Below are 21,318 nucleotides of genomic sequence, written 5' to 3' on the forward strand. Positions count from 1 at the left end.
GGCGAACCGAGTCACCTATTAGTCATCGATCCAGTAGGAGGCTGTTGGATTCATTTGGCGGGCCAGCGCCCAGTGAGCCTCCCACTGATTGTCTAGCCATCCATCCTCGCCCACGAAGAAAATTCCCTTCAAGTATGACTCAGCAATTGTATCCAACATGTGCCGCACAGAATCGTATTGTTTCTCATGTTCTATGTCCTCGAAGGTAAAATGGTATATGGGCTGCTGCCCTAAATGTGAGAGATCCACAAAAGAGTAGCCACTGCCTCCATCTGCCATGATAGGGAACCATGCCGGATTTTCATCGAGCTCATTTACGAATTGATCATAGATGGCCAGCGACTCATCGATTGTTGGAAAGTAGAAGCCAGGAACAAGATGTAGATCGTTAAGCGCCGGGTCCCCGTCCCAACTTGTTCCATCATGCCATCTATATAGCGAAAGAACATTGGAGTCAGCCTGCAGGCCGCGTGGAAAGAGTCTTCTCTGCACTTCATCGGTACTTATTCCGGGGCGCAACCGTCTCCAAGCGGGCACGTTTAAGTCATGAAGATACCTATCGATCAGTTCCGTTGACTCATCAATAGAGCGTGTCATGGAATAAACCTTACATTGAATCGACCGCCGTCACGTATACCGGAGTCACGGTAGAACTTAGAAAGTATCTGTCCTTGATATTGGTTCTCTTTCTGAGGAACTGCCATCATGTATGCCCCGTATCCACCTTCGTAGGTCGATGCGAATGGATACTCATCCCATTGCATTCTGGGGCCAGCGGATGCCCCGCCGAGACCCTTCTTCGCTTGATATCGATTCTGTTCGATTTTGGCCTTTCCCTCCATCCGAGTCAACTGCAAAGGAGCCCCTCCTGCCACGGCATTATTGAAGTTCTGCTCAATGGTTGGTGCCAGGCTTCTCTGGAAATAGACCGTCGGTATATCTTCGGGTTGAAGACCATCTGACCGATCTCCTGCATTATTGTCCGTATCTTCAACCGGACTTCCATCCAAGGTGCGACCAGCAACAATCACTCCTTGGCCTGCACCGGAAGCGACTTGGCAAACATAGAAGTTTCCTGTGGCACAGCTTCCCATAATGATGGCTCTAAGCGAGTACGCGGCGCCTTCAGCGGGACCATCAGCCCCCAAGTTCGCCGCATCACGCGCCCGGGGGAAGTAGTTACCGTCTATGTAAGGGGCAACTGAGTTCCAGTTACTCGCGAAGTTCGAACCCGGCGAGGCCGCGACTTGTGCCTGCAGAGGTTCGGCTGGCCCTACGATTCGGCCAGGATTCCCATGCTTGGCCTGCAAGTCGGCCGCAGATCCGGGTACGGTTCCTGACGATCCGTCCGCTTCGCAGTCACATGTGGGCCTGAGTCCTGTGGGGTCGGAGGTGTTGATGACGTTGCCGAAGGCGTAGGTGTAGGGAGTGAATCCGCGGTGGTCTTCGGTGCTGAGGATCGGGTCTGGGGACGTGAAGATGCCAAGCACGGGATCCAGTTCCCGCGCACCGAGGTGGGTGAGGGAGCTTGCAGTGTCGTCGAGTCCGGCGATGTAGCCGTTGACTGCGCCGAACCCTGTCGCGTTGGCTGCGTTGCTTCCTGTTCCTGCGGTCGTATTGGCCGCCGCGGTGAATGATGCGTTGCCTGATGCTGTGCCGTTGGAACCTCGGGCCAGGCCCAGGGGATCGGTTCGTCGCACCAATGTGGTGATGTTGGTGGTGCTCGCGGTGGTGTTGGGCAGCGTCATGGTTTGGGCGGTGTTGAAGCTGTCACCGATGATGAAGGCCAGTTTCGTGGTGCCGGCGCCTGCGGTTGTGCGTTGGCCCACGACTTTCCCGGCAAAGGTGTAGGTCTTGGTCGCGGTCTTGGCGCCTGTTGCCTTGTTGTGGTGGGCGGTGATGCTACTCAGGGTCACCGTGGTTCCGGTTCCGTCCGTGATACCGACGAGGTTCCCGGCTGCGTCGTAGTATCTGGCGCCCATGTCATCGGCGATGCTGGTTCCCGCCGCAGGGGGTGTCCCTGCGGCGGCATTCGGGTTCGGGTTGCTCGGGATCGTACTGATGCCCGTAGTGGTGTCCAGGCGACCGTCCAAGGTGTAGGTCAGGGTCTGTCCTGCGCGGCTGGTCAAGCGGCCGGCCGCATCCCAGGTCAGGGACCATGTGGTCGGGGTGCCTCCGGCGGGCGTGGATACAACGGTCTGGGGGCGGTGAGCTCCTGCTGTTCCTGGTGTGGGGTAGGTGTAGTCCTCGGTCACTGACAGGGTGCCGTTGGAGGCGAAGCGCTTGACCTGGGACCGGTCGCCGGCGGCGGTGTAGGTGTAGGTCTGCGCATAGGGGGCGGGCCCACCCAGCCCTGGGACTGTGGTGGCGGTTGATGCCGGCGCGGTGCCGCAGGTAGTGTTCGCCGGCGTCCAGACGGCCTTGATGCGGTCGGCGTGGTCGTAGCTGTAGCACTGGGAATCTGCCGGTGATGAGGGCCTGGAGGTGTAGGCCTGCTCGCGTTCGGTGATTCTGCCGAGCGGGTCGTAGGTGTAGCGGGTGGTACCGAGGTCCGTATCCGTCAGGAAGCCCACAAGCTTGTTGGTGGCTGCGGTGTCAGTAAGCCGGCCGGTGGCGGCATCCCAGTTGTAGGTGATCTTGTTGGTGCCTGTGGTGTTGGCGCCGCTGGTGAAGTTGCTGTCGTACTGGGAGTACGAGGCGATCTGGTTCAACCGGTTGTATGTGGCTCCGCCGACGATGTAGTTCGATCCTGAACGGACTTCGTAGGGGTTGTCGTAGGTGTTGTAGACGTTGGTGACGGATTCGGCGGGAAGACCGGCTATGGCGGGTGTTCCGGAGACGTTCGTCTTACCGGTCAGGGTGGTCGTGTTCGTGAACGTGTACGAGGTCGATCCGAACCCTGTGAGGTCCGACGGCAGCGTCGTCACTGTGGTTCCCGGCGTATAGGCCAGGTCGAACCCGCTGAACGTCGTGGTCACCGGCTGGTCGAAGCCGGCACCGTTGTTCCTTGTTGAGCTGGCCAGGACGCCTAGGTTGTTTGGTAGGTCGTAGGTGTTGGTGATGAGGGTCTTCTCGGTGCCACCGGCAGCGGTAACGGTTTGCTTGGTGATGCGGTCGAGCACGTCATAGCTGTACTTGGTGACAGTGCTCAATTCGTCAGTCCGGGATGCTACGCGCCCGGCCGCGTCGTAGGCCGTGGAACTTGTTCCGGTGTCAGGGTCTTCGCTGCTGACTTGTCGGCCGGCTGGGTCGTAGTCCCAGGTCCAGAGGTTGTAGCCATCCCCCATTCGGCTGAGTTGGCCCAGCGCGTCGTACACGTAGGAGCTGACGTCGGCGGTCCCCGTGGCGGTGGTGCCGTGATACGTCTTGCGGGTCTGGAGTTTGCCGTCGGTATTGACCACTGTGGTGACCGGCGACTTGGTGAATCCGCTGTCGTTGGTCACCGAGGCTGTGGTGGTGTCGAGGCCGTAGTAGGTGTATTGGGTCTTCCACAGCTCGTCGTTGTCCCAGGCCATTGCGCGTTCGGCTGTGACACGGCCATAGGCGTCATAGTCGAAGAGCGTCGAAGACGGCACGGCAATGGATGGGGTGACCAGCACGCCGTCAGGGGCCGATGAAACAAAGTACGGGTTGCGTACCAGGTCTTTGTTGCCGGCCGAGTTGTACGTGATGTCGGTGACTATTGAGCCGCTTCCCGGTGACTGCGCTTGTGTTTGCCGGGGACGTCCCATGCCGTCGTAGATCGTGAAGCTCTTGGTCGTCTGGCCATATCCATTGGTGATTGTCTTCTGTACCCACGACGGGCTTGTCTGCGAAACGCTGTAATCCGTCGTTATGGATGGCGTAGTCGCGTTGCTGCTCTGTGGGCGGCGGACGTCCCAGGATTTGATTTCACGACCGGACGGGTCGTACTTCGCGCTCGTCTCGTGGCCGTTCTGGTCGACCGTCTTCAGAACATTTCCGCGGATTGCGTCCAGGGTAGTGATCGTGGGCCAGTTTGCAGCGTTCCTGACCGTAACCTGCGTGACAGGTCCTGTGGCCGGCAGGTATTCGGTTTTCGTCACACGGGTTGTTCCGGTGCTGGTGTCTGTCGACTGGGTTGGTCGGCCGAGAGCGTCGTAGGCCGTTGTCGGACCGTTCTGCCATACCGTGGCCGTTCCGCCGGATGCAGCAGTGGCAGTATCTATGCGGGTCTTGTTGCCCTTGGTTGGAGCGACGTGACCGGGGGTTCCTGGGTCAGCGGAGGTGGAGGTGTCGTAGAGTGTCCTGGTGGACTTCAACAACGTGACGCCGGGGGTGTCGCAAACGGATGAATAAGTGGAGGTAACGGCGGGCAACGACAGGATGTTCAGCGCCGGGTTGTCGGCGTAGCTGATGGTGGTGCAGTTGTCGTCGGCGAGGGTTCCCAGCTCGCCGTCATCGCTGACGGCAGCAACGCGTCCGAGCGGGTCGTAGCTGTTGGACGTTTTGGTCTTCCGCCACCCGTTGCCCTGGCCCGAGGCCATCTGGGTTTGAGTCCAAGCGGTGCCTGTGAAGTAGGCCTTCACCGAGCCCAGAGCTGTGGTTGACGTGGCAGTGGGGGCGGTTGAATTCCACGGGTAGGTGATGGTGCCGGTCATATAGGTTCCGCCGGTTCCCCGGTAGCTGCGTTTTTCGAAGACCCTGCCAGCGAACCAAGGTGAGTCGCGGACGCTGGCTGTCACACCGTCCGAGGATGTGAGCGTGACCGAGCGCATGGCCCCCGAGGTGTTGGCTGGTGTTCCGTCATTGCCGCGGAAGTAGGTGGTCAACGTGTAGGGATTGTTGGTCTGGACAGGGTCGTTGCCGGTGATGGTCTTGATCTGGGACCAGCCCCCGAATACCGACCAGGTCTTCTTTGAGCCGCCCGTGCTGGTGTCGATTTTCGGGCCCGCGTACTTCCACACCGGGGTGCCTTCGTAGGTGTACCGGGTCATGACAGGGGTGCTGCCGTCAACGCCCATGCTGGGCGTGGTGGTCACCTGCTCGACCGGGTAAACGTTGAAGTACGACATCATCGCGGGCTGCACGATGGGTTCCGTCGGCACCCACCACTGTGGGAAGCACATCTTCGTGTTGTTCTCCGGAACGATGTCGCCGGTGCCGTTTTGATTGACGTCTTCCTCGGTGCAATCGGACTGTTTGTATTCAACGGTGGTGGTCGCGCCGGTGCTGTTCCGGATCCAGTCCAGGCGGATACGATTCATCGTTGCCTGGCCGGAACGGACATCCCAGACCCGGTTCTTCTTGCCGTGGCCATCAAAGAGTGTTGGCGGGTCTGTCACCCAGGAAGTGATGCCGGTTGACGTGGTGTCGGCGCCGGAGTGTGTGATCGACTTGAACCACAACGCCGGACGGGCACCAACCGCGTCATAAGGATCTGGCATGCTGTGCTGCAGGTACCAATAGTCGGTGTTTCCGTAGCTGGTGCCGTTGACGAGCGTCTGGGACAAAACCGTCCAGAGCCGGTAGTGCGTGTAGAAGGTCGGGGCCTGCACGGTGCATCCCGAAGCGGTCGAGCAGTTGAATTCCTCGTAGGGAACATCGTTGCCGGCTGAGCAGTCGCTGCCCTGTTCGCAGCGGCCTGTATAGCCGAAGTTGACGATCATCGGAGCTTTGGAGGTGAGCTCGGCACCTGCGCGCATACCGTAATCCACCCGTGCGAGCCTGCTGGCCCGCACATAAATATGCGTGGGGCCGGTACCGGCAGCAGTGGAGTAATAGTTCATGTCCTGGGTGTAGTAAAACGCCTGGGAGTTCCCATGAACATCCACGACGTAATCAAGGTTCCAGGCATAAGCCTGCTGACACATCGCCGGAGCGATGTCCCAGCAGGCCTGCTGGGAGTTCGCTGCCCGGACAGGAACGTAATCGGTGGAATTGGTGTTCTGGGTCGTGCTGCTCCACCCGGGAAGCCGGTTCACTCCGAAGTAGTACTGGGTTCCTTCGGGGTCGGTCAGGCGCCAGTAATCTCCGGCACGTGTGCCGTTAGAGGCACCCGTAAGGTACTCCAAGCGGCTGCCATCGTCGTTTTGCAGACGATACTTCAGCTTGGGATCGGTCTGCGTTGCGTCTTCAACGATCAGCCCTGAACGGCTACCGAAAGAAATGGTGAACTGTCTGCCGTCTGCGTTCCCGCACAAGTCCCAGGTCTTGGTGCCGGCCGGAAGCTGGTCCCGGCAGGAACCAAACTTCTGCCTGATCGATCCCGTGCCGGACAACTGCCAGCCATCACCCACGACTGAAGCCTGGGTGTTGGTCGAACTGGTCAACCCATCCAAGGTAGTCGAATCATAAGACAGGCCCAGTGATGGGGTCTTGCCAGCGGGGGCACTACGGATCGGGAAGGGGTAATTCCAGGTGAATCCGCCGGTCTGGCCCGTCGTCCCCCACGAACCTGACCCAACCCCGGGCACGGCAGTGAAGTTTGATGTGCCGTTGCCACTTGATGGAACCGTCGCCATCATCGGAACACGGGCAGGTTGCTTGCTCTGCAGTGCCACGGTATTGGCGGTCAGGCTCTCACCAATGGCCGTGTCGATGGGTGCCGGGGCGGCCGTTGCGTCCACCCCTGACGGAACAGGTGCCGGTGGTGGCTGTTCGGTCCACCTTTCGACAGGAACTGGGTCCACGTCACGGGCTGTATTCTCTGCCGCCGGGGTAGCAGCTGGCGGTAGTTCGGGCAGGACGCTGAACGCGCTGCCACTGACGATCAAGGCACCCGAGAGCGCCCCGGTAAGAAGGGCCTTCAGCGGCAGGGCAAGGTATCTGGGGGTTTTCATTGGAGCAGGCCCTCTTTATCGTTGGTGCCGCCGGTGTTCACGAAGGCCTTTTGGATGGTGGAGAACTGGGTGTCAGTGAGGATTTCCTGGGTGAGGATCGGCCGGTAGATCTTGCCGTTGAACTGCTGGGCGCCTCCGATGCTCTGGCCGACGATGACCTTCTGCGTCGACGCTGCCGGGAGGATGTTCTGCTGGGATGCTGCAATCACCCAGTCCGAAATCGAACCGCCCACCTGCGAGCTCAGTCGAAGCTGCCGGTTGATCTTGTCGTAAACGGCTGTGACATACGACCACTGACCAACAGGAAGTGTGCCGCTGTCTTCGTTGACGATGTGGCTCGAATTGGTTCCGGTCCACGCCTGGAGGCGCACGGATCCCCATTCGCCAATCTCAAGAGCCGCGCCGGGAGTGGACCCGGCGAGCTGAGTGATCAGGGAACGGATCGATTGAACTGTTCCTCCGCCCACGCTCGTGGGACAAACCCACGCAGCGACGCTGAAGTCCCCCGAGGTGTCCACAGCCCGGGCAGCAGTTTCAGCTTTCCCTGCACCGGGATTGAACTGCAGCGCCCTGGCGTTCCTGGAAGCCACAAGTACGGTCTCCTCCACGCAGGAGCCTTGCGGTACCCGCTGCACCGCAAGATTGTCCCCGTCAGCGTGGATGTCGACCCACTTCGCGTTGCCGGTCGGGGCCAAACCCACGACCGTCTTGGTCAGGACGGGCTCCGCTACGGTCAAAGTCGCAGTTTTGGCGGCACCGCTCTGATAGTCCTGGTCGTCCGGATCGGTCCCGGTAACGTTGCCCGCTGCGTCGAAAGCCCACACCGATAGGACCGTCTTTTGGTTGACCGCACCGATATTGATCACCATGCTGTCACCGTCAGGGCAGACAATAACGAATTCCTTCGCCGGCGGGGACTGGCAGTTCACATTAGTCGGGGGCGTGACAGCTGTTTCCTTGCTCACGGCGTAAATAAACCCATCAGCACGCAGAACCCTGCCGTCGACATAGTTGTTGCTGATCTTGAACGGATACACCGCATCACCAGGGGCATTGGCGTTGTCGCTGTAACTCGTGACGCCGGTGGTTTGATTCGTGGTCACCGTGTACGCGGCCCCGGCCACCGGTTCAATCTTGGGCGCTGTGGGTGCTGTCAGATCGACCGAGAACGGGAAAGTCATCAGCGGTGATATCCCGCCCCAATCGTCATAGCTCCTGGCCTCAAAGACGTAGTCACCCTCGGTCAACGCGGCCCAGGAGCCCCAGTCCATGGTTTCCGCGTGCCACTGGGGCGAGGTGTTCTCGACAACACCGCTGAAGATGCTCCCACCGCCTGATGCCCGGCGAACGCTGTAAACCACCTTGATTTCAGCGCCGTCCAGGTCGATGTCACCGACCATAGCGGTCAGTTTCGGCTTCGTGACACGGGTCACGTACTTGGACGTTGCTCCCCACGGAGTGCCGGTCCAGCGGCCGGACTGGATCGAGTGAATCGCCGGACCTGTTGGGTTGCGGTTATAGTCGACCCGGATGGCACCGGAATTTGCGAACCGTTTCCACGCCAACCCGCTCGTATCCAGCTCATTGTCCGCGGCGAGCATGATCGTCCACTTCGAGGAGTTCAGCAGAATATTCTCGGCGGCGAGAAGATCGAACCCAACCATTCCTGCCGGGCACGCCGAGCTGTAACCCTTGGCGACATTGCCACCGTCAGTACGCACCTTCAACTGGGGCTGGTTGTTCCACGTCGTGCCCGTACCGACTTCACCGGTGATCCAGGAAGCCACGCCTGTGGGCGTGCAGGACGATGACCACGTTTCCAGGACTTCGAACCGGGCATTGATCAAGTTCGCCGTCGCGTCGAACGTTTTACCCTCGAACTGGAAGTACGAACGTGCCAAGTGGGTGACGCCATCCGGTGCCCAGTAGCTCGGTAGATAACCCACGTTCATGGTCTGATCCGTGAACTGGCCATTCCAGTACGAGGTATTCGGGTAAGCGGTGTCCACGAAGACATACGAGGTCCGGGGCGTGTTCCACATAGATCGGATACTGCAAGTCAGGCGTGCTCAGGATCGCCTCCATCCCAAACACCTGGGTCTGCTTGCCGGCCTCTTGTCCAAGGCTGAACGTGAATGGACGCGTCAGGCCCGGAGTTCCAGGATCCAACGCAGAAGCGCCGGGCTGGGAGGAATCCCACCACTGCCCACCACTCATGTGCAGCTCCACCTGCCCCGTGTCACTTCCCGTGGCTGTCAGCGTCCCTCCCTCAGCCTCCGAAACAGTTGCGTTCCCCGCATCCAAATACAAACGCATTTCCACCACACGAGGATCCCTGGCAGCCTCCGCCGACCCGATCTTCAACACCTGCGAGACACCGGTCTGGTGGGCGATCTGGACCAGGTCCACGCCGGGCAGCACCTGCCGGTACGTCGCGACATTGGACTCAATCACCGGCTCCGGAAGCGTGCCGAACGGCCAAGACTGAGCGATCGAGTGACCCTCGTTATCGTCAATCGTTGCCATCGCACTGGAACCGCCAGCGCCCAGGGTCACGTCGACAGGAATCTGCTCTGGCTTGATCACAGTTTTACCGTCTTCGACGGTCCTGACGAGATCTGTCGAGATATCCACCCAGCCCTCACTGGTCTCCATACGGACCGGGGCGGTGTTCAAGGTCCGGGTAAACGTTCCGTCGGGATTGGCAACAGTAAGATCCGTCGGGGTCGTGGCATCATCGACCACAACCTTCTCCCTGGAAGCCTTAGCCTCGGCCTGGGCGGCACGCTCAGAACCAGGAGCTGCTGTTGATGCTTCCGGGCTCGGCTCAGCCGCTGGCGAGGTCTCAGCATGCTGGACCGCGGGAACGGAATAAGCAGCCGGCGCAGACAGGCCCGCCAGGAGTAGCGAGAGAGCCAGCACAGGCGCGGAGGCACGACAAAGAAAGGCAGCAGAAGAAGCCACAGCATCACTTTCTGGAGCAAAGTCACTCGACAGAGGGATGCGTCAGTTGCCGTCAGAAACCCCCAATTCGACTAGCGAATGGAGACTAACCCGTCATTAAGGGTTTTGCCAAGGAAAATCCAGTCAACACTAAGAAACTTGTGAAATGTGACGGAAACCGCATCTGGCATTTCATGTGAAATGGCTGCGCACCAAGGTCAGCGGGTATATCAGGATCGCCACTCTTGGGGCGACACATGCCCTTGATAATGTGAGTGGGATGGATCTGGCAAGGTGGACCCATGACCCTACGCATCCGACTCATCACCATCGGTGACTGTGAAGCTCTGGCCGAACTGCAGGTAAGCAAACGCGATTTCTTGTCCCCGTGGGACCCTGCCCGCGGCGATGACTACTTCACGGTGGAGGGACAGCGCGCGGACGTCGAGGCCGCTTTGGCACGCCACGAGCGCGGCGAGTCGATGCCTTGGGTCATTTGAATGACGACGGCAGGGTAGCTGGGTGCCTGACACTCAGCAGCATCATCCGCGGCCCGTTCCAGTCGTGCAGCATGGGTACTGGCTGTCAAAGGATCAGACAGGCAAAGGCCTGGCGACGGAGGCGGTCCGTGCAGCAGTCGCCTACGCCTACGCCTACAACGAGCTGAAACTCCATCGAGTGTAAGCCGAGACGCTGATTGAAAATGTCGCTTCCCGGAACGTTCTCGGCAGGACAGGCTTTCAGCAATACGGGCTCGCTCCGAAGTATTTGAAGATCGCCGGCCGGTGGCAAGACCACCTTATGTTTCAGCACTTGAACGACAGCGCCCAGTAGAGAACCGCCGGGGATTCTTCAGTCTTTGATTAGAGCGGCCAGCCGTGGTGGGATTGGCTGGACCGACGGGGGCATCGCATGAACTGGTATGAGTCAAATAGGCATTTGATGCCCGGACGGGACGATTTAGCCTGGCTGGTTTCCCGATCCGACGAAGTCTCTTTCACGGGGTGTGACGCTTCGGGCTGGGAGGACAGTACCTGGGTTCTCCATGCTTTCTACGAACTTCCGTTCAACGCAGCACTCCCAACGCACGATGAATTGCGGAAGGCGCGAGTTGCCTCCGGTGAGGAAGAACAACTGATCATTGGTGGGGTCAACCTTGACGACCTGACTACTTCGACCGGCGGCGGGCTGGGCTACCAGCGAAGACCAGCAGCAGAGTGGCAGCGGCGCACCTGGTCCGAAATGATGGCTTGCTTCCCGCAAGACTGGCCAGCGGGCGGTCCTGCCCCCTGCTTCCGATGGTTTCCCGTACGAGACGTTCCCGCCAATATCGGACTGCCCACTGAAGGTTCCATGGCAGAGGAAGACTTCGGGGAGCTTATAAAGGTGCTCTGCCGCCATGTGCCGACACCGGCATGTTCCTTATATTTTGTCGACGTTTTCAGCTTCGCCGACCCGCGGGAAGCACCCGTTTACGAGGTGGATCTGGGGGATCTCCCTTCGCTCCTTCGGGGTGTGAGCGAAGACAAGCAGGTCTTCACCCCGGCGAACATCTGGCCAGCCGATAGATCCTGGCTTGTCTACACCGACTATGACCTGTGGGCTACGAAGGTGAGCGGAAGCAGCAAGCTAATCAACGAACTCCGTGCCCACCCGCTGCTGGAAACCCTCGACTGGGCACCTTCTGAAGCCCCGTGATTACTGCCCGGTAAAGGATCCCTTGCGGGCACCTTGAAGCGTCGATTATGTCTCGCAAACCTTCAGCGAGATAGGCCACGCGCCGATCCCCGCGACGTCTCCCTGGGGGCGCTCCCCTTCTACCAATCCGGCTGACCCACGTGCCAATCACTTCAGGCACTGTGCCGTCTCACGACCGTGCCCTACTGCGGCAACGCCTCGAGCGAATTAAACGAGTACAACTGAACTCCCTCAACACCCGGCCGGGCAGCCAGCTCCTGAATCAGGGCGTCGGGTGCGTACCTTTCGCCCAGGATGAGCTTGCGGGCAAGAGGTCCTTTGCGGCTCAGGAACTTGAGCGAGGCGCCCACTCCGATCCTGCTTGCCAGGGAGATGAGCTTCGTTTTCGGAACCGCACCAGCAACTCCGGCGTGGACGGGAAGGGTCACACCCTCCGTGCGGAGCAGGGCGACGTAATTGTGGATGGTCTCCGCCGAGAAGCACATCTGGGTGACGATCTTGCCGGCAAACTCCTGCTTCTCCAGCAGCGCGTCCATCAGCTGCAGCCCGTTGATAGACGGGTGGCCTTCCGGGTAGCCCGCGACGCCCACCGACATCGACCCGCCGCTCAGTTCCGCAATGTCACGCACAAGTTCGACGCCGGTGGAGTAGACGCCCGCTGCTCGCGGGGCGTCACCTCCGATCGCAAACACTTCCGTGATTCCTCCCGCCGCGCAATCACCGAGGATTCCCGACAAGTGCTCCCGGCTTTCCACGCACTTGGCGGCGATATGCGGAACGGCCTCAAAGCCCAGCTCGCTCAGCTTAATCGCCGTCCTCACGGTGGACTCGACTCCGTGGTGGGGAAGGCAGGTGATGCTGACCGTCGAACCGGCCGGCAGCGCACTGTTGACCACGTCAACGATGCCCTCAGTGGGGATGATTTCAACGCGGGTGGCAAGCACGGTGAGTCCTTTGCTGGCTGCTGATCAGTTAGCCGTGGGCGGCGAGGATGGTGGAGGCTTCCTGGCGGGTGGTGCCGGAGGATTCGATGTGGGCCAGGGCTTCGGGGATGGCCCATCCTTTCTTTCGCATCGCGGTGGCCCAGAGCCGTCCGGCGCGGTAGGAGGAGCGGACCAGGGGCCCGGACATGACGCCGAGGAAGCCGATCTCTTCGGCCTCGTGCTGGAGGTCCACGAATTCCTGGGGCTTGACCCACCGGTCCACGGGCAGGTGCCGCTCGGAGGGGCGCAGGTACTGGGTGATGGTGATCAGGTCACACCCGGCATCGTGGAGGTCCCGGAGGGCTTCGGAGATTTCCTCGCGGGTCTCGCCCATGCCCAGGATCAGGTTGGACTTGGTCACCATGCCCAGATCCCGGCCTTGGGTGATCACGTCCAGGGAGCGCTCGTACCGGAACGCCGGACGGATCCGCTTGAAAATCCGGGGCACGGTCTCGACGTTGTGCGCGAACACCTCGGGCTTGGACTCGCAAATCGCGGCGATGTGTTCGGGTTTGCCGGAGAAGTCCGGGATCAGCAGTTCCACCCCGGTGCCGGGGTTCAGTTCGTGGATCTTCCGGACCGTTTCGGCGTACAGCCACACGCCCTCGTCCTCGAGGTCATCACGGGCCACGCCGGTCACGGTCGCGTAGCGCAGCTGCATCGACTGCACACTCCGGGCCACCTTTGTGGGTTCGAACCGGTCCAGCGGGGAGGGTTTGCCGGTATCGATCTGGCAGAAATCACAGCGCCGCGTGCATTCGGACCCGCCGATCAGGAACGTCGCTTCCTTATCTTCCCAGCACTCGAAAATGTTCGGGCACCCGGCCTCCTCACACACCGTGTGCAGGCCTTCCTTCTTCACCAGGTTCTTCAACCCAACAAACTCAGGGCCCATCTGGACCTTCGCCTTGATCCACTCAGGCTTACGCTCAACCGGGACCGCCGCGTTACGCTGCTCAACGCGCAGCAACTTACGGCCTTCAGGTGCCAGGGTCATGGAATTTCCTTTGTGATCGATTTTCAGCATTCGACGACGTTGACGGCGAGGCCGCCCATCGCGGTTTCTTTGTATTTGTGGGACATGTCCTTGCCCGTCTCACGCATGGTCACGATGACTTCATCAAGGGAAACCCGGTGCGTGCCATCACCCCACAACGCCATCTTCGCGGCGTTGATCGCCTTCGCCGCCGCGATCGCGTTCCGCTCAATACACGGAATCTGCACCAACCCCCCGATCGGATCACACGTCAACCCCAAATTGTGCTCCATCGCGATCTCCGCAGCGTTCTCCACCTGAGCCGGGGAACCACCCATCACCTCAGCCAACCCCGCAGCAGCCATCGACGACGCCGAACCCACCTCACCCTGACACCCAACCTCCGCACCGGAAATCGAGGCCTGCTCCTTATACAACACACCCACCGCACCGGCAGCGAGCAAGAACCGCACCACCACATCATCCCGGTCCGCCTGCGTGGCCTGATCCATCCCCGGGGCATAATGCAACGCGTAATACAACACCGCAGGAATGATCCCGGCAGCACCATTGGTCGGAGCAGTGACCACCCGCCCACCGGAAGCGTTCTCCTCATTGACCGCCAACGCGATCAGGTTCACCCACTCCTGCCAATACTTCGGATCGTTCCGGTCCTTGTCCTCCTTCAACAACCGCTCCAACCAATCAGGAGCACGACGGCGGACCCTCAGTCCCCCGGGCAGCACACCCTCGCGCTTGAGCGACGTTTCAACACAGGCCTCCATCACCGACCAGATATGCAGCAAACCCTCCCGGATCTCCTCCTCGGACCGGGACGCCCGCTCATTGACCAGCATGATGTCGCTGATCCCCAGGCCCTTGGACGAGCACCGGCCCAGCAACTCCGCAGCGGTCCGGAACGGCAACGGCAACTCCGCCTTGGACTCCTCCAACTCAGCCCGCGCCGCGTCCTCCTCGCCCTCACGAACAATGAACCCGCCACCCACCGAGAAAAACGTCGCCTCCCTCAGCACGTTCCCCCCGGCATCGGTAACAGCGAACTTCATCCCGTTCGTATGCCGCGGCAACACCGTCAACGGATGCAACACCATATCCCCCACCGCATACGGCAACAGCACACCCCCGCCCGAAGCCCCGGCCAGGTTCAGCATGCCCGTCTCCGCGATCGCAGCAAGACGCTCCTCCACCTCATCAGGCAGGATCAACTCCGGCTCAAACCCCTCCAAACCCAGCAACGTAGCCGTAAAAGTGCCATGACCCTTACCCGTCGCAGCCAAAGAACCGTAAAGGTCTACCCGCAACCCCGCCACCGAAGACAGCACACCGGATTCACGAAGCTCCCGCGCAAACACCGCCCCCGCCCGCATCGGACCCACCGTATGCGAACTCGACGGACCAATACCCACGGAGAACAAATCGAAAACACCAACAGCCATGGCCGGGACCTTTCGGGGTCGAAGAAAAAACAATGGGAATCAAAACAAAAGGTGGGAGCTGGGCCAAGTCCGAGCCAAGGCCGGCCCAGCCCCCGTGGAGGTCCAGTACAAACCTCCAACCCGGTGTAAATGTGCAGCATCCGTTCCCAGCAAATGCCACACCCGGGAGATCAATGTGGGCCACCGCGCCCTGTCGGGGCCCGCGTCCTCTGCGGCCTCGGTCGCAGTTGCACCCGCTGAGCGGATGCGATGCTCCCTTAGACGGCCGCTGCCGGACCCCGCCCCCAAATAGGTCGCTTCGAACCAGCCCGTTTCGGGGGTTCGCTGCGCAGTGTGCCGAGGGCACGGCACACTGCGCAGCTAGACCACGAATCGGACGTGGGGCCCGCCGGGTGCCACTAGCTCAGCCGAGGTTCGCAACCCCCGGATAGAGCGGGTGCGCCTCAGCCAGGACCTCGACGCGGTGACGCAGGCCCGAAAGGTCCGCCTCGGCGTCGGCGGTCAATGCCTCGGCGATGATGTCCGCAACCTCGCGGAAGGCCGCTTCGCCGAACCCGCGCGTGGCCAGGGCAGGCGTGCCGATGCGCAACCCGGAGGTGACCATCGGAGGGCGGGGGTCGAACGGCACAGCGTTGCGATTGACGGTGATGTCGATCGCGGCGAGGCGGTCTTCGGCTTGCTGGCCGTCGAGTTCGCAGTTGCGCAGGTCTACCAGGACCAGATGAACGTCGGTGCCGCCGGAAACTACAGAAATCCCAGCAGCAGCGACGTCGGACTGCACCAGGCGTTCGGCCAGGATCCGGGCGCCGGCCAGGACGCGTGACTGCCGCTCACGGAATTCCTCGGAAGCAGCGATCTTGAACGCCACAGCCTTGCCTGCGATCACGTGTTCCAGGGGGCCACCCTGCTGTCCGGGGAAGACAGCTGAGTTGATCTTCTTGGCGACGTCGGCATCGTTGGAGAGGATGATGCCACCGCGGGGACCGGCGAGGGTCTTGTGCGTGGTGGAGGTGGTGACGTGGGCGTGCGGCACCGGCGAGGGGTGCAGGCCAGCGGCAACCAAACCGGCGAAGTGGGCCATGTCCACCATCAGGTAAGCGCCAACGGAATCAGCGATCCGGCGGAACTCTGCGAAGTCCAGCTGCCGCGCGTATGCGGACCAGCCGGCCACGATCAGAGCAGGCTTGTGTTCCTGGGCCAGGCGCTCCACCTCGGCCATGTCCACGGTGTGGGTGTCTTCGCGGACGCCATAGGGCACCACGTTGTACAGCTTGCCGGAGAAGTTGATCCGCATGCCGTGCGTGAGGTGACCGCCGTGGGCGAGGTTGAGGCCCATGATGGTGTCGCCCGGCTTGATAAGGGCGTGCATCACGGACGCATTTGCCTGCGCACCGGAGTGCGGCTGCACGTTCGCGTACTCGGCCCCGAACAGCGACTTGATACGGTCGATCGCGAGCTGCTCGATCACATCCACGTGCTCGCAGCCACCGTAGTAGCGCTTGCCCGGGTAGCCCTCGGCGTACTTGTTGGTCAGAACCGAGCCCTGCGCCTGCATCACAGCAACGGCGGTGTGGTTCTCGGACGCGATCATTTCCAGGCCACCGCGCTGGCGGCCCAGTTCGTCGTCGATCTTCGCCGCGATCTCAGGGTCCAGCGACGCGAGGTCGGCGTCCAACGACGGCGATACGACCTGTTCGAATTCAGTCACGGATACAGGGGTCACAGTTCGCCTCCGTTGGCTGCTGCGTACTCTTCGCCCGTCATGAGCGGCCCTTCGTCCGTGGCGGCAACCTTGAACAGCCAGCCGGCACCGTAGGGATCGTTATTGATGAGTGCGGGATCATCGACCACAGCGTCGTTGATCTTGGTCACCTCACCGGTAACGGGCGAGTACAGGTCGGAAACGGACTTGGTGGATTCCACCTCGCCGCAGGTCTCGCCTGCGGTCACCGTAGAGCCAACCTCGGGCAGGTCCACGTAAACAATGTCGCCCAGGGCGTCGGCGGCCACGGCGGAGATGCCGATGCCTACCGGTCCGCCGCCATCTGCAGCAACCCATTCATGTTCAGCCGAGTACTTCAGCCCGGCAACAACTTTGCTCATCTCAAAATCCTTCTCTTGTGACTACTTGGAACGCTTGTAGAACGGCAGCGCCACAACTTCGAATGGCTCGGCCTTGCCGCGCAGGTCCACCTCAACTGTGGTACCCGGAGCGGAATGCTCGACGTCGACATACGCCAACGCCACCGGGTAACCGAGTGTTGGGCTCGGCTGGCCGGAGGTCACCTCACCGATGAGGGTGCCGTCCTTCAGAACCGAATAATGCGCGCGGGCTGCACGACGGCCGGTGCCCTTGAGGCCGACCAGCTTCTGACCGATAGTGGATCCAACACCCGCAGCCTTGATGGCGGCCAGTGCTTCTTTCCCCACAAAATCGCTTTCCTTGGACAACGCCACAACCGGGCCGAGTCCGGCTGCGTAGGCGTTGACGTGGCGGGAGAGCTCGTTGCCGTAGAGGGGCATGCCCGCTTCAAGGCGGAGGGAGTCGCGGGCTGCGAGGCCCGCCGGAATGAGGCCGTGGCCTTCCCCGGCTTCAAGCAACGCTTCCCACAGCTCAGCGGCATCCTGGTTGGGAACGTAGATCTCGAACCCGTCCTCGCCCGTGTAGCCAGTGCGGGCCAACAGCAGCTCGTCGCCGGCGATGGAAACCTCGACGGCGGCGTAGTACTTCAGTTCCGTGACCAGCGAGTGCTGCTCCGCGGGGACCAGCTTGAGCAGGATTGCCTCGGCGTTCGGTCCCTGAACGGCGACCAGGGACGTCTCAGCGGAGGCGTCCTCAACAACGACGTCGAAACCGGCGGCGCGCTCCAGCAGGGCAGCGGCCACCACGGCAGCGTTGCCGGCGTTCGGAACCACGAGGAACTTATCCGCAGACCTGCGGTAAGTGATCAAGTCATCGATGATTCCGCCGTCGGCATCGCAGATCAGCGAGTACTTCGCTTTGCCTTCTGCCACCGCGGACATCTTGCCAACCAGCGCGTAGTCCAGGAACGCGGCGGCCTGCGGCCCGGTGACCCAGACTTCACCCATGTGGGAGAGGTCGAACAGGCCCGCGGCGTTGCGGACGGCGTGGTGCTCGGCCAGCTCGGATTCGTACTTGAGGGGCATCTGCCAACCGCCAAAATCCGTGAAGGAGGCGCCGGCCTTTTTATGCTGCTCGTAGAGAGCGGTGTAGTTCTCAGACATGTCAGGGTCCTTTAGTTCGCAAGCTCTGCTGTGTTTTCCTCGAACGCTTCGAGGGGCGGGCACGAGCAAACGAGGTTGCGGTCGCCCGCAGCACCGTCAATCCGGCCAACCGGCGGGAAGTACTTGTCCTGCTTGAGGCTCGGCACCGGGAAGGCTGCCTGCTCACGCGGGTAGTTGCGCTCCCAGGATGAACTCACGACGGCGGCTGCCGTGTGCGGTGCGTTGCGAAGCGGGGAGTCCTCCACGGAGAAGTCTCCGCTGGCTACCTGTTCGATTTCGGCCCGGATGGTGATCATGGCTTCGATGAAGCGGTCGATCTCGGCCAGGTCCTCGGACTCTGTGGGCTCAACCATGAGGGTGCCGGCCACCGGGAACGCCAGGGTGGGGGCGTGGAAGCCGAAGTCGATGAGGCGCTTGGCCACGTCCTCGGCGGTCACGCCGGTGCGGGCGGTCAGTTCACGGAGATCCAGGATGCATTCGTGGGCAACCAGTCCACCTTCGCCCGTGTAAAGGACAGGGAAATGCTCGTTCAAGCGGGAAGCTACGTAGTTGGCAGCCAGCAGGGCGGACTTGGTTGCTTCGGTCAGTCCTTCGCCGCCCATGAGCTTCACGTAAGCCCAGGAGATGGGGAGCACGCCGGCCGAACCGAAACGGGAAGCCGAGATGGCAACGCCATGCCCTTCCTCATGCGCTGCCTTATTGGCATCGCCCGGCATGAACGGGGCCAGGTGCGCCTTCGCAGCAACGGGGCCGACGCCCGGCCCGCCACCGCCGTGGGGGATGCAGAAGGTCTTGTGCAGGTTCAGGTGGGACACGTCGCCGCCGAACTTGCCCGGCTGGGCCAAGCCCACCAAGGCGTTCAAGTTCGCGCCATCGACGTACACTTGGCCACCGGCTTCGTGCACTGCCTCGCACACCTCAACAACGTCGGCGTCGTAAACACCGTGCGTGGACGGGTAGGTGATCATAATGGCCGACAAGACGTCACGGTTCGCCTCGATCTTGGCCTTGAGATCCTCGTGGTCGATGGTGCCATCGGACGCCGTGGCAACCACCACAACCTTCATGCCCGCGAGCACGGCGGACGCTGCGTTGGTCCCGTGAGCCGAAGCAGGGATGAGGCAGACGTTGCGCTGCTGGTCTCCGCGGGAGTGGTGGTAGCCGCGGATCGCCAGCAGGCCGGCAAGCTCACCCTGGGACCCCGCGTTCGGCTGGATGGAGACCTGGTCGTAACCCGTGATCTCCGTCAGGTCAGCTTCCAGGCCAGAGATCAGCTCACGCCAGCCCTCAGTCTGGGAATCCGGAGCGAACGGGTGGATGGAGGCGAACTCGGGCCAGGAAATGGCTTCCATCTCCGCCGTGGCGTTCAGCTTCATGGTGCACGAACCCAGCGGGATCATGGTGCGGTCCAGCGCCAGGTCCCGGTCGGACAGCTTGCGGATATAGCGCAACAGCTGCGTCTCGGAACAGTGCGTGCTGAACACGGGGTGCTGCAGGAAGTCGGAGGTGCGGAGCACGTCCGAGGCCAGTTCGAACCCTGCCGCGTCCCCGACCGGACCAGCGCCGAAGGCGACGGCAACCGCGGAGAGGACCTCCGGCGTCGTGGTTTCATCAACGGAAACACCCACGGTGTCCTCGTCGATGCGGCGGAGGTTGATGCCACGTGCTTCGGCGGCACCGATCACCTTGCTTGCCTTGCCCGGGACGCGGACGGTGAGGGTGTCGAAGAACGAATCAGAGACGAGTTCGCGGCCGGCCTTCTGCAGTGCCGTGGCCAGAACGCGAGCGTGGCCGTGCACAGTCTCGGCGATCGCCTTGAGTCCGTCCGGACCGTGGTACACCGCGTACATCGAGGCAACGATCGCGAGCAGGGCCTGTGCCGTGCAGATGTTGGACGTGGCCTTTTCGCGGCGGATGTGCTGCTCGCGGGTCTGCAGGGCGAGGCGGTAGGCGGGAACGCCGGCGTTGTCCTTGGACACACCAACGATGCGGCCCGGGAGGGTGCGCTCCATGCCCTGGCGGACGGCCATGTAAGCGGCGTGCGGGCCACCGAAGAACAGCGGAACGCCGAAGCGCTGCGCGGTTCCGACGGCGATGTCCGCACCCTGCTCGCCCGGGGGCGTGATGAGGGTAAGCGCCAGCAGGTCGGCGGCAACGGTGACCAGTGCACCGCGCTCTTTCGCGGAAGCGATCACTGGGGCGTGGTTGAAAACCCGGCCCGAGACGCCGGGCTGCTGGAGGACGACGCCGTTGATGTCGCCGTCGGGCAGTCCTGCGGAGAGGTCCGCAACCTCCACCTCGAAGCCGAGCGCTTCTGCGCGGCCCTTCACGATCGCAATGGTCTGCGGGAAGAGATCGGCGTCCAGGACGGTCTTGCCGTCCTTCGCGGTCTTGTCCTTGTTGGCGCGGCGCATGAGCAGCACGGCCTCGGCCACGGCGGTGGCTTCGTCAAGGAGGGAAGCGTTGGCGATCGGAAGGCCAGTGAGGTCCTGGACCATGGTCTGGAAGTTCAGGAGTGCTTCGAGGCGGCCCTGGGAAATTTCGGGCTGGTACGGAGTGTAGGCGGTGTACCAGGCCGGGGACTCAAGGATGTTGCGGCGGATCACCGGGGGCGTGATGGTGTCGTAGTAGCCCTGGCCGATCATCTGGACGGCAGTCTTGTTTTTGGCCGCGAGCTTGCGGAGTTCGGCCAGGACCTGGGTCTCGCTGAGGGCCTTTTGCAGGGTCAGCGGCGAGGACTGGCGGATGGAATCGGGGACCGCAACGTCAACCAGGCCATCAACGGAGTCGTAGCCGATGGCCTTGAGCATGGTGTCGATATCAGCCTGGCGGCGGGCGCCGATATGCCGGTCCGCGAACGCGGTTGGGGAGGATTGAACAGTCAAGAGGAACTCCAGGATTCAGGCGCCCGCTGAGCGCCATGGTGAATATGGGTTCCTCCCCGCTCTGTATTGGACCTGAGAGATTCCGCGGACTTGGTTGTCCACTTGCACCGTCGGTGAGCCCGGTTGCCCGGACTGCTTTCCAGAGTTGCCTCGCCGCGGCGGTACATGGGCCTGAGAGATTCCTGGGGAGGATTTGCTCCTACGGCGCCTGACTGGATGTACCCGGCAGGACTCTCCCGCCGCAGATCAAAAGCGTGTGCGCCACCTCGGTGACACGCTTCACACCATAGCGGGTGATCGTGAAGAAAGGCAAGACGCGCAGGTCAGGGC

General features: G+C 61.8%; 14 protein-coding genes and 1 riboswitch. Of the genes, 3 read left to right on the forward strand and 11 right to left on the reverse strand.

Going from position 1 to position 21,318, the window contains the following annotated elements; all coding sequences use genetic code 11:
- Positions 1-18: 18 nt before the first annotated feature.
- Genes RI444_RS20695 through RI444_RS20710 form a run of 4 tightly spaced genes read right to left on the reverse strand, consistent with a single transcriptional unit; the run spans position 19 to position 9,545 of the window.
- Entirely contained in the window at positions 19-597 is a 579-nt protein-coding gene (locus RI444_RS20695) for a hypothetical protein (RefSeq protein ID WP_139770721.1), read from the reverse strand.
- The gene (locus RI444_RS20700) at positions 594-6,800 is read right to left on the reverse strand and encodes a NucA/NucB deoxyribonuclease domain-containing protein (RefSeq protein WP_207605378.1); all 6,207 of its coding nucleotides are present in this window, start codon (positions 6,798-6,800) and stop codon (positions 594-596) included. The genes RI444_RS20695 and RI444_RS20700 overlap by 4 nt, the downstream gene beginning before the upstream one ends.
- A complete protein-coding gene (locus tag RI444_RS20705; RefSeq protein ID WP_316963849.1) occupies positions 6,797-8,701 on the reverse strand; it encodes a LamG-like jellyroll fold domain-containing protein in 1,905 nt (634 codons plus the stop codon). The genes RI444_RS20700 and RI444_RS20705 overlap by 4 nt, the downstream gene beginning before the upstream one ends.
- Complete coding sequence (locus RI444_RS20710; protein WP_207605376.1) at positions 8,670-9,545, reverse strand: hypothetical protein; 876 nt, start codon at positions 9,543-9,545, stop codon at positions 8,670-8,672. Before RI444_RS20710 ends, RI444_RS20705 begins: the two co-directional genes overlap by 32 nt.
- Before the next feature lie 500 nt (positions 9,546-10,045).
- Between RI444_RS20710 and RI444_RS20715 the strand changes: the two genes are divergently transcribed.
- From RI444_RS20715 to RI444_RS20725, 3 genes are all read left to right on the forward strand, one after another.
- A complete protein-coding gene (locus RI444_RS20715) occupies positions 10,046-10,243 on the forward strand; it encodes a hypothetical protein (protein WP_021472913.1) in 198 nt (65 codons plus the stop codon).
- Positions 10,244-10,307: 64 nt separating this feature from the next.
- Complete coding sequence (locus RI444_RS20720; protein ID WP_228145632.1) at positions 10,308-10,427, forward strand: GNAT family N-acetyltransferase; 120 nt, start codon at positions 10,308-10,310, stop codon at positions 10,425-10,427.
- Between the two features lie 669 nt (positions 10,428-11,096).
- Positions 11,097-11,441 carry a hypothetical protein gene (locus RI444_RS20725; protein WP_139770722.1) on the forward strand — a complete coding sequence of 115 codons (345 nt, stop codon included), beginning with the start codon at positions 11,097-11,099 and terminating at the stop codon, positions 11,439-11,441.
- A gap of 182 nt (positions 11,442-11,623) precedes the next feature.
- Here the strand turns inward: RI444_RS20725 and RI444_RS20730 are convergent, their stop codons facing one another.
- The 7 genes from RI444_RS20730 to gcvP form a co-directional block, all read right to left on the reverse strand.
- Positions 11,624-12,385, reverse strand: coding sequence for a methylenetetrahydrofolate reductase (locus RI444_RS20730; RefSeq protein WP_021472911.1), 762 nt, complete (start codon positions 12,383-12,385; stop codon positions 11,624-11,626).
- A gap of 28 nt (positions 12,386-12,413) precedes the next feature.
- On the reverse strand, positions 12,414-13,421 hold the full coding sequence (gene lipA, locus RI444_RS20735; protein ID WP_182264011.1) for a lipoyl synthase: 1,008 nt from the start codon (positions 13,419-13,421) through the stop codon (positions 12,414-12,416).
- 23 nt (positions 13,422-13,444) lie between these two features.
- Positions 13,445-14,857, reverse strand: coding sequence for an L-serine ammonia-lyase (locus RI444_RS20740; protein ID WP_207605375.1), 1,413 nt, complete (start codon positions 14,855-14,857; stop codon positions 13,445-13,447).
- A 403-nt stretch (positions 14,858-15,260) separates the two neighbouring features.
- On the reverse strand, positions 15,261-16,580 hold the full coding sequence (glyA, locus tag RI444_RS20745) for a serine hydroxymethyltransferase (protein WP_276514969.1): 1,320 nt from the start codon (positions 16,578-16,580) through the stop codon (positions 15,261-15,263).
- A complete protein-coding gene (gene gcvH, locus RI444_RS20750; protein WP_207605374.1) occupies positions 16,577-16,960 on the reverse strand; it encodes a glycine cleavage system protein GcvH in 384 nt (127 codons plus the stop codon). Before gcvH ends, glyA begins: the two co-directional genes overlap by 4 nt.
- A gap of 21 nt (positions 16,961-16,981) precedes the next feature.
- The gene (gene gcvT / locus RI444_RS20755; protein ID WP_207605373.1) at positions 16,982-18,103 is read right to left on the reverse strand and encodes a glycine cleavage system aminomethyltransferase GcvT; all 1,122 of its coding nucleotides are present in this window, start codon (positions 18,101-18,103) and stop codon (positions 16,982-16,984) included.
- Between the two features lie 11 nt (positions 18,104-18,114).
- Positions 18,115-20,988 carry an aminomethyl-transferring glycine dehydrogenase gene (gcvP, locus tag RI444_RS20760; protein ID WP_207605372.1) on the reverse strand — a complete coding sequence of 958 codons (2,874 nt, stop codon included), beginning with the start codon at positions 20,986-20,988 and terminating at the stop codon, positions 18,115-18,117.
- Between the two features lie 149 nt (positions 20,989-21,137).
- A riboswitch (glycine riboswitch) is annotated at positions 21,138-21,237 on the reverse strand.
- Between the last annotated feature and the right edge of the window lie 81 nt (positions 21,238-21,318).

Source organism: Paenarthrobacter sp. AT5 (assembly GCF_032764245.1).
GTDB lineage: Bacteria > Actinomycetota > Actinomycetes > Actinomycetales > Micrococcaceae > Arthrobacter > Arthrobacter ureafaciens.